Source organism: Streptomyces sp. SID3212 (assembly GCF_009865405.1).
GTDB lineage: Bacteria > Actinomycetota > Actinomycetes > Streptomycetales > Streptomycetaceae > Streptomyces.
Window position 1 is genome coordinate 1 of sequence record NZ_WWJY01001078.1, and the last position, 9,445, is coordinate 9,445.

Annotated in this window: 9 protein-coding genes; 2 read left to right on the top strand and 7 right to left on the bottom strand. The window is 69.4% G+C overall.

Annotated features, from left to right (window positions below; all coding sequences use genetic code 11):
* Positions 1–18: 18 nt before the first annotated feature.
* Positions 19–1,365, bottom strand: a complete 1,347-nt coding sequence (locus GT042_RS32030) for a UDP-glucose/GDP-mannose dehydrogenase family protein (RefSeq protein ID WP_161312198.1) — start codon at positions 1,363–1,365, stop codon at positions 19–21.
* A gap of 189 nt (positions 1,366–1,554) precedes the next feature.
* Here GT042_RS32030 and GT042_RS32035 point away from each other — a divergent pair, with 189 nt between their 5' ends.
* A complete protein-coding gene (locus GT042_RS32035) occupies positions 1,555–2,733 on the top strand; it encodes an acyl-CoA dehydrogenase family protein (protein ID WP_202534345.1) in 1,179 nt (392 codons plus the stop codon).
* Positions 2,734–2,786: 53 nt separating this feature from the next.
* On the opposite strand, the gene GT042_RS32040 is transcribed toward GT042_RS32035, so the two are convergent.
* The 5 genes from GT042_RS32040 to GT042_RS32060 all read right to left on the bottom strand — a co-directional run bounded on the left by GT042_RS32040 (position 2,787) and on the right by GT042_RS32060 (position 7,125).
* A complete protein-coding gene (locus tag GT042_RS32040; protein ID WP_161312199.1) occupies positions 2,787–3,911 on the bottom strand; it encodes a methyltransferase domain-containing protein in 1,125 nt (374 codons plus the stop codon).
* Between the two features lie 223 nt (positions 3,912–4,134).
* Positions 4,135–4,983: a helix-turn-helix transcriptional regulator gene (locus GT042_RS32045; RefSeq protein ID WP_161312200.1), complete on the bottom strand. Its 849-nt coding sequence runs from the start codon at positions 4,981–4,983 to the stop codon at positions 4,135–4,137.
* 27 nt (positions 4,984–5,010) lie between these two features.
* The gene (locus tag GT042_RS32050) at positions 5,011–5,457 is read right to left on the bottom strand and encodes a DUF6879 family protein (RefSeq protein ID WP_237531418.1); all 447 of its coding nucleotides are present in this window, start codon (positions 5,455–5,457) and stop codon (positions 5,011–5,013) included.
* A gap of 40 nt (positions 5,458–5,497) precedes the next feature.
* The gene (locus tag GT042_RS32055) at positions 5,498–5,746 is read right to left on the bottom strand and encodes a hypothetical protein (RefSeq protein ID WP_161312202.1); all 249 of its coding nucleotides are present in this window, start codon (positions 5,744–5,746) and stop codon (positions 5,498–5,500) included.
* A gap of 152 nt (positions 5,747–5,898) precedes the next feature.
* Positions 5,899–7,125 (bottom strand): LCP family protein, encoded by a 1,227-nt coding sequence (locus tag GT042_RS32060; RefSeq protein WP_161312203.1) that lies wholly within the window; start codon positions 7,123–7,125, stop codon positions 5,899–5,901.
* A gap of 129 nt (positions 7,126–7,254) precedes the next feature.
* On the opposite strand from GT042_RS32060, the gene GT042_RS32065 reads away from it, so the two are divergent.
* On the top strand, positions 7,255–7,809 hold the full coding sequence (locus GT042_RS32065) for an acyl-CoA thioesterase (RefSeq protein WP_161312204.1): 555 nt from the start codon (positions 7,255–7,257) through the stop codon (positions 7,807–7,809).
* Between the two features lie 39 nt (positions 7,810–7,848).
* Here GT042_RS32065 and GT042_RS32070 read toward each other — a convergent pair whose 3' ends face one another.
* On the bottom strand, positions 7,849–9,366 hold the full coding sequence (locus tag GT042_RS32070; protein ID WP_161312205.1) for an LCP family protein: 1,518 nt from the start codon (positions 9,364–9,366) through the stop codon (positions 7,849–7,851).
* Positions 9,367–9,445: the final 79 nt, after the last annotated feature.

Genomic DNA, 9,445 nt, shown 5'->3' on the forward strand with positions numbered 1-9,445 from the left:
CCCCCCCGGCCAGGTCCCTCAGGCGCGGGGCCGCCCCATCGCCCGGTACGTCCAGCCCGCCGCGCGCCACACCTCGGGGTCCAGGGCGTTGCGCCCGTCCAGGATCAGCCGGCGCGACGCCGCCGCCCCCAGGGCCGCCGGGTCCAGCTCCCGGAACTCCCGCCACTCCGTGAGGTGCAGGACGACATCGGCGCCCCGTACCGCCTCCACCGCGGAGTCCGCGTACCCGAGCGTCGGGAACAGCCGCTTCGCGTTCTCCATGCCCTTGGGGTCGTACACCGTCACCTGGCCGCCCTGGAGGTGGATCTGCCCGGCGACGTTGAGCGCGGGGGAGTCCCGTACGTCGTCCGAGTCGGGCTTGAAGGTCGCGCCCAGCACCGCGACCCGCTTCCCGAGGAACGACGAGTCACCGCCGACCGCCTCCCGGGCCAGCTCCACCATGTCGCGGCGGCGGCGCATGTTGATCGAGTCGACCTCGCGCAGGAAGGTCAGCGCCTGGTCGGCGCCCAGCTCCCCGGCGCGCGCCATGAACGCGCGGATGTCCTTCGGGAGGCAGCCGCCGCCGAAGCCGATCCCGGCCCGCAGGAACTTCTTGCCGATGCGCTCGTCGTAGCCGAGCGCCTCCGCCAGTTTCTGTACGTCCCCGCCCGCCGCCTCGCAGACCTCGGCCATCGCGTTGATGAAGGAGATCTTCGTGGCGAGGAACGAGTTCGCGGCGGTCTTCACCAGTTCGGCGGTCGGGAAGTCCGTCACCACGAACGGCGACCCCTCGGCGATCGGCGTCGCGTACACCTCGCGCAGGACCCGCTCCGCGTGTTCGCTGCGCACCCCGGCCACCAACCGGTCCGGGTGCAGGGTGTCCTGTACGGCGAAGCCCTCGCGCAGGAATTCGGGGTTCCAGGCGAGCTCCACCTCGCCGCCGGCGGGCGCCAGCTCGGCGATACGGGCCGCGATCCGCTCGGCGCTGCCGACGGGCACGGTGGACTTGCCGACCACCAGCGCGGGGCGGTGCAGGTGCTTGGCGAGGCTCTCCATCGCGGAGTCGACGTAACTCATGTCGCACGCGTACTCGCCGTGCTTCTGCGGGGTGTTGACGCAGACGAAGTGCACGTCGCCGAACTCGGCGACCTCCGCCCAGTCCATCGTGAAGCGCAGCCGCCCGCTCGATCCCTCGATGCCGGCGACATGCTTGGCGAGCAGCTCTTCGAGCCCGGGCTCGTACATCGGGACGCGGCCCGCCGAGAGCATCTCGATCTTCTCGGGCACCACGTCGAGCGCCAGCACCTCGAAGCCCAGTTCCGCCATGGCCGCTGCGTGCGTGGCGCCGAGGTATCCGGTGCCGATCACGGTGATCTTGAGGGCCATGCGGAGCTCCTGGGGGTGCGGGCGGGGTGCGGTGCCTGAGCATAGCCGCGTGTCACGGGCGTTCCGCAGGGGCATTCCAGCTGTGGGGGGCGGTCCTGGGACAGCTGTCACCAAACTCACGTACGCCCCTTCCGCACCAGCCCCCTAAAATCGAGTTACTTAACGGTAGTTAGCATCCCTGGGGAGTGAATGACCGTGGCCGGATCGGCTGATTTCGACCTGTACCGCCCGTCCGAAGAGCACGACATGCTCCGCGAGACCGTCCGCGCGCTCGCCGAGGCGAAGATCGGCCCGTTCGCCGCCGCCGTCGACGAGGAGGCCCGCTTCCCGCAGGAGGCGCTGGACGCGCTGGTCGCCTCCGACCTGCACGCCGTCCACGTCCCCGAGGAGTACGGCGGCGCGGGCGCCGACGCGCTCGCCACCGTGATCGTCATCGAGGAGGTCGCGCGCGTCTGCGCCTCGTCCTCCCTGATCCCCGCCGTGAACAAGCTGGGCTCGCTGCCGGTGATCCTCTCCGGCTCCCCGGACCTGAGGAAGAAGTACCTCGGCCCGCTGGCGAAGGGCGACGCGATGTTCTCGTACGCCCTCTCCGAACCGGACGCGGGCTCGGACGCGGGCGGCATGAGGACGAAGGCGGTACGGGACGGCGACCACTACGTCCTCGACGGCGTGAAGCGCTGGATCACCAACGCCGGCGTGTCCGACTACTACACGGTGATGGCCGTCACCGACCCCGAGAAGCGCACCAAGGGCATCAGCGCCTTCGTGGTCGAGAAGTCCGACCCGGGCGTGTCCTTCGGCGCCCCGGAGAAGAAGCTCGGCATCAAGGGCTCCCCGACCCGCGAGGTCTACCTGGACCACGTCCGCATCCCCGCGGACCGCCTGATCGGCGCGGAGGGTACGGGTTTCGCCACCGCGATGAAGACCCTGGACCACACCCGCATCACGATCGCGGCCCAGGCCCTCGGCATCGCGCAGGGCGCCCTGGACTACGCGAAGGGCTACGTCCAGGAGCGCAAGCAGTTCGGCAAGCCGGTCGCGGACTTCCAGGGCGTGCAGTTCATGCTCGCCGACATGGCGATGAAGCTGGAGGCGGCCCGCCAGCTCACCTACGCGGCGGCGGCCCGCTCGGAACGCGTCACGGCGGGCGCCACGAAGGAGGACCTGACCTTCTTCGGCGCGGCGGCCAAGTGCTTCGCCTCGGACGCGGCGATGGAGATCACCACGGACGCGGTCCAACTCCTCGGCGGCTACGGCTACACCCGCGACTACCCGGTGGAACGCATGATGCGCGACGCGAAGATCACGCAGATCTACGAAGGCACGAACCAGATCCAGCGCATCGTCATGGCGAGGAACCTGCCGTAACTACGGCTTTGGGCAAGCGGGCGGTGTGCGTACCGCCGCCCGCTCACGCTCTCCTACAGCCGCGACGGCCGGCCGACGGGTTGACGGGGGCCGTCCAGCCACACCCGCTGACTGTCCCCGTCCCCGTCCACCGACAACCCGAAGCGGGACCGTTCGGGCTTCCCCAGGTCGTGCCATTGAAGGAACACCTCGCGCACGTCGTCCCACAGCGCTCGGGGTCCGTACTGCTCGACCTCGTACGTCTCCGCGTCCGGGACGTACTCCACCGTCGCCCATGACGAGCCGTCGTCGGCGAAGAACCACAGCGTGGCTTCCCCGCTGCCGTCGTCCGCGTCGCACCACCGGAACCACGTGTCGGTGACGGTCAGGCCGATGAAGAACGCGGGATCGTCCTGGATGACGTGCTGCGGCGGGATGTCGGTCGTCCCCTTCACCCCTCGCTGCTCCTCGCGGTACAGATCCGCGATACGCCCGGCCCCGCCCCGGCGGGTGCGGTCCCACATGAAGGCCGGAGACCCGGAGAACGTGCCCTGGGCCTTCCCGCCCACGACGTCCAGGGTGACGAACGACCCACTGAAGAAGCTGCTGCCCCAAGGCGTCACCACCCGCCCCTCCGGACACTGCTCCAGCCACGCGGCCGGCACGTCACGCATGGTGCAGGTGCAGATGATCCGCTGGTACGGCGCTCCTTCGCGATGACCGTCGCGACCGTCGCCGAGAACCGTCGTCGGCCGGAACCCGGCCCGTTTCAGGTTCTCCTCGGCCAGGGACAGCACCTTTTCGTCCAGCTCCACACTGGTCACCCGGTTCTCGCCCAACCGGTGGGAGAGCCACGCGGCGTTGTAGCCGGTACCGGTGCCGATCTCCAGAACGCGATGCCCGTCCCGTACGTCCAGCAGGTCGAGCATTTCGAGCATGATCGACGGCATGGACGAGGACGACGTGGCCAACCGGAAGGCGTCGTCGGCCGTGGCCTTCCCGTCGTTGACCTGGGTCACGACCGGTCCGTCCGCGTAGACGATCCGTAACCACCCCTCCGGGTCCTCGCCGAAATCACCACCGACGATCACCTCAGGAATGAACAGCGCCCGATCCACCGACGCCACGGCGTCGCGCCACTCGGGCGCCAGCGCGCCCTTTTTGACCAGGCTTTGAACGAGCTGCCGCTGGGTCGTCATCCGGCCTCACTTCTTCTTCGGCGGGGGCTCGTAGGGCCGGGTCGGACCCGGCGGCTTGTCCCGGTGGCCGTCACTGCTGGACGTGTCCGGCGTACCGGAGTGGCTTCCGCCCTTTTTGCCCATCTCAGCCTCGCTTCCAGTTGATCGCGTGATTCGTCACGACAACGACGCTACGAAACAGTCCAGTTGCCGGTCCACGATGTTGCAGGCTGTTGCAGGGCAATTAGCCGAGGGCGTCGATCGCCCCGCTGATCAGGGCCCGGGCTCGGGGGCCGTACACGGCCATCGCGGTCAGCCGGGCGAAAGCTCTCTGGTACACCTCCACTTCCGTCGGCGTGGTCACCGTGACCTTCGCGGCCAGCAACTCGACGTGGACCCGCTGGTCGTCAAACATGGTGAACGTCTCAGGGCCCCAGATGACGCGGTGTGCGGACCGGGGGATGACGCCGATCGAGACGGCTGGACAGGCCATCGTCGTCAGCAGGTGTGCAAGCTGGTCGGCCATCACACTGTCGCCGCCGATGCGGTGGGTGAGAACGTCCTCCTCGATGAGTACGACCACGCGGTGAAGACCGTCACGGATGATGTGGGACCGGTCCACCCGGGCCGCGGCGGCCTCGCCGACATCGTTCGGGAGGCTGCGGAAATCCGCGATGAGCGACAGGAGCGCGTGGGCGTAGCCCTGGGTCTGGAGAAGCCCGGGCACGACCCGGGCGCAATACACGCGGAAGAGCCGCGTGCGTTCGTACAGCGGGACGTTGGCCTGTTGGAGTCTGCGCAGGCCGGTGCGCTGCATGCGGCGCCATTCGACGTACATCGAGTCCACGGAGCGCGAAGAGGCGATGAGGTCGGCCGCTTGCTCCCGGGCGCCGCAGGCCGCACACCAGGCTCGGATGTCGTCGTCGGAGGGGGCCGTCCTGGCGGCCTCGATACGCGACGTCTTCGCCTTGTTCCAAGCGCACCGATCAGCCAGCCCTTGCATCGTCAGGCCGGCGTCCAGGCGCAGTTCCTTGAGCCGTGCGGCCAAGGACGCGCGGGCCGCCTGGGCACTGGAGAAGGGAGACGAAGACATCAGTCGACCGTGGCGTGAGGGAGACGTTCAGAACCGGTAATCCTCGTGGGGGATCCCAAGGTCCCACGCGGATTCGAACGATGTGGCGAACAGCTTCAGCGCGTCCGGCTCCGAGGTGAATTCGTCTGCGACGAGCGAACCGTTCCCGGCGAAGTGGTGCACCCTGGCCAGCCTGTCGTCGAAGAGCCAGTAGTCGTTGCACGGAAGCGCGAGGGTTGAAGCAAGACGCCGGGGTACCCATCGAACCTGTTCGCCGGCGGCGAGATTGGCTCGGGTCATCTCGTGTTCCCAACGAATGTATTCGGACACCGGCTCGCTGACGATTCTGGCCCGGCGGACGGACACGCCGCGCGCGACCGCCTCGGCGATCTGGTCGTGGAACCCACGCCACCAGGACGACCGGTTGTCCCAGTCGATACGGTCACCACGTCGCCATGCCGCGAACCGCTCGTTGTCGCCGTAGTCGTCTCGCATCTCCAGATGGACCGCCGACCTGTCCGTGTCCCGGACGCACTCAGCGAAGCTCGGCTGCCGAGCGTTCCGCTGCATCGCAAGCCTTTCTGATCTGCGCCACCATCCGCGCCGGAATCCTGATGACGGCTTCGGTGCCAGGAATCGGACCGACTTCCAGGCACTTCTCCTCTGTCACGGCATCCGCTCTCCACCCCTGAAAGACGAAGTCACCGTTCTCGTCATCCACCCACACGGTTGGGCAATGGTCTTCGTCCGTATCGGGGTCTTTGCCGAAGAACAGTAAAGCCATGGCTACCTCTCCCGGGTCGAGCAAGTTGCTTGTGCACGAGCTTCGTCGGGGTGGGGCGCCCGCGTCAAGGCGACGCGAACGCACCCATTTGACGACGGCAGGGGCACCCGATCCGGGTGCCCCTGCCGTCGTGTACGCCCTGCGGCGCGCTGTCAGCTGCCCTTGACCGTGACCTTTTCGTCGTTGTTCAGCTGGGTCACCAGTTGCTTGACCTTCGCCGTGTCCCACAGGAGGTTCCCGCCCGAGCTCCCCGCCAGCGGGATGTTCATCGAGGTGCCCTCGCCGCCCGTGACGCCCTTCATCGCGAAGAACATCTTGCCCAGCGAGTACAGGGACATGTCCTTGTCCACGATCAGGGTGTCCAGGCCCGAGCCCATGGTCGGGTAGAACTTGAACGGGTTGAGGATGGTGCCCGGGGTCGCCGTCTGGGAGGCCAGGGCCGCGAGGAACTTCTGCTGGTTCTTCGTACGGTCGAGGTCACTGCCCGCGAACGCGTACCGCGTCCGGACGAACGCCAGCGACTGCTCGCCGTCCAGCGTCTGCTTGCCCGCCTTGAAGTCGGCGCCCGACTTCTTGTCCTTGAAGGCCTTCGGGATGTCGAGCTCCACGCCGCCGATCGAGTCCACGATGTTCGCGAAGCCGGCGAAGCCGATCTCGACGTAGTGGTCTATCCGCAGCCCCGTCTTCGCCTCGATCGTGCGGACGAGCAGGGTGGGGCCGTCCTCCGCATACGCCGCGTTCAGCTTCTTGTGCGTGTTCGGCTGCGCCGGGAACACCTTGCCCGACTCCGAGCCCTTGAACGACGGGATCGTCACGTCCGAGTCACGCGGCAGCGAGATCAGCGTCGGACCGTTCGACCCCGTGTGCAGGATCATCATCGAGTCGGTGCGCTTGCCCTCCGCCGAGCCTGTGTGGAGGTCCTTCTTCTCCTCCGACGACATGCCTTCGCGGCTGTCGGAACCGACGATCAGATAGTTCGTCCCGTCGCCCTCCGCCGGGCGGTCGATGACCTTCGAGAGGTCCACCTCGCGCTTCAGCTTGCCGTCGGCCCAGAAGTACGTCCCGATGGAGACGGCGAGGACCGCGACGACCAGGACCAGCGAGCCGATCTTGAGCCGGCGCCGCCAGTCCGGCGCCTGCCGGGGCGCCGAGCCCTGCGGAGGCGGAGGGTAACCACCACGGCCGCCGCCACCGCCACCGGCGGGCGCGCCGTAGACCTGGCCCGTGTTGTAGCCGCTGTCGTACCCCTGCTGCTGGGGCACCCCCTGCGGCGCCTGCACATGGGGCATCGCGCGGGCGCCCTCGGGCTGTGCGCCCGTGCTGCCGCGCCCGTAACGCCCGCCGCTTCCGCCGTTCCGCCCCTCGGGCCAATCGTTCATGTCAGCCAGTGTGCCGGGGACCGCCCGGCCGCTGACAGGGCGGGTGAGGAATCGGGTCGGCCCTGTTGCCAAGCTGATGCAATGCGACCCGTATCGGAACGCCACAGACCCCCCACATAGGGTGGACGCATGACAGCCCAGCCGGATCTTCCGGGGAAACCGACCTCCGCGTCCCGGACCACGCTCAGCCACATCATGACCGGCAGCGACACGAATCTGCTGGGTACGGTGCACGGCGGCGTGATCATGAAGCTGGTGGACGACGCGGCGGGCGCCGTCGCGGGCCGGCACTCCGGCGGCCCCGCCGTCACCGCCTCCATGGACGAGATGGTCTTCCTGGAGCCGGTCAGGGTCGGCGACCTCGTGCACGTACGCGCCCAGGTGAACTGGACAGGACGCTCCAGCATGGAGGTCGGCGTCCGGGTCATGGCCGAGCGCTGGAACGAGTCCACGCCCGCGACCCAGGTCGGCACCGCCTACCTCGTCTTCGCCGCCGTCGACGCGGACGGCAGGCCCCGCCCCGTACCGCCGGTGGTCCCCGAGACCGAACGGGACCGGCGGCGCTACCAGGAGGCGCAGATCCGGCGTACGCACCGGCTCGCCCGGCGCCGCGCCATCAAGGAGCTGCGGGCGAATCGCGCGGCCGAGGGCTTCGACGACTCGCGGGACGCGCGGGAGAACTGACCCGGCGGGTGCCTCGGCCCCCCGCCGCCCGTCCGGACATCAGGGGCACACCACCTGGTCCCCCGTCACTGCCTCGAACTGCCCCGTCGGCTTCGCCTCCACCCGTACCGGCACCACCGCCCGGTTCTCCGACCCCGCCATCACCTTGAGCGTCCCGCCCTGCCCCTTCACCGCCCGCAGCTCGCTGCCGGGCAGCGCGGTCGCCAGGGACCGTGCCGAGCGGTCCCACCGGGGGTCGTACAGCACCTGCGTCCGCCGGACGTCCCGTACGTCCGCCGTGAGCGGCGCGCCGGTCGTACGGAAGCCGACGGCGCGCAGCGCGTGGTCGACCTGCTTGCCGATGCCGTCCGTCCGGGTCGCGTTGTAGACCTGCACCCGGATCCCCTCCGGCTTCACGTCGACAAGCGCGACCTTGGGCGACCCGGCGGGCGCCGGCCGCTTCGACGCCGGTACGGAGGACGACGGAGACGCCGGTACGGGAGAGGGAGACGGGGATACGGAGGACGCCGGCACGGAGGACGGCCGTACCGAGGACGGCGCGGCGGCGGGTCCCGCCGCCGGGTCCCTCGGCACCTGCGGCCCCGGCAGCGCCAGCGGCCTGTCCTCGCGCAGCGCCCGGAACAGCTTCTCCGACTTCTCCGGGTCCCATTTCACCGTCGCGCCGATGCCCGGCAGAGACACCCCCTTGGCCAGCAGCGGTACGGAGGTGAACTCCGAGGCCGACGGCGAGAAGCCCCGCATCGCCTTGTTGAGGCTCAGCAACTGCCGCGCGCCGAAGTCCGCGTCCGCCCGTACCGAACCCAGCAGCGCCCGGGTCACATCGCGGAACCTCACCGGGTTCAGCAGCACCCCGCTGCTCGTGGCCCGGCCGATCAGCGCCGCGACGAAGCGCTGCTGGCGCTGCATCCTGCCGAGGTCGGCGTTGCCGTCGATGTGCCGGGACCGTACGTACTGGAGCGCCTTGCCGCCGTCCAGCCGGTGCGTGCCGGGGGTCAGGTCGAGTCCGGTGTACGAGTCCTTCAGCGCCCGGGGCGTGCAGATCTCGACCCCGCCGACCGCGTCCACCGTCTTCATGAAGCTGGTGAAGTCGACCTCCAGGTAGTGGCTGATCTTCACCCCCGTCATGTGCTCGACGGTCCTGACGGTCAGGTTGGGGCCGCCCTCCGCGTACGCCGCGTTGATCTTCACCGGGTGCGTCTTGTGCTTCTTGCCGGTGGTGGTGTCGGTGTGCGCGGGGATCTCGGCGTAACTGTCGCGCGGCAGGCTCACGACACTGGCGCGCTTCCCGTCCTCCGAGAGGTGGACCAGCATCATCGTGTCGGTGCAGTGGCAGGGCGCGCCGCCGAGCCGGTACTTCTGCCGCTCCGCCTCGGTGATCCTGTCCCGGCCGTCGGTGCCGACGAGGAGGAGGTTGAGGCCGTGGCCCGGGTCGGGCCGGTTCTTCATGTCCTTGAACGCGTCGACCCGGTCGATCCCCGTGTCGAGGCCGGTCACCACCGCGTGCCCGATCCCGCCGGCGCCCAGGACGAGCACGGACAGGGTGGTCGCCGCCCGCATGCCCCAGCGGGGCCGCCCGTCGCGCCGTACCGGCCGCCGTCCGGTTCCTCTCCGGGCGGGTGGCCGCGGGCGGGCTGCG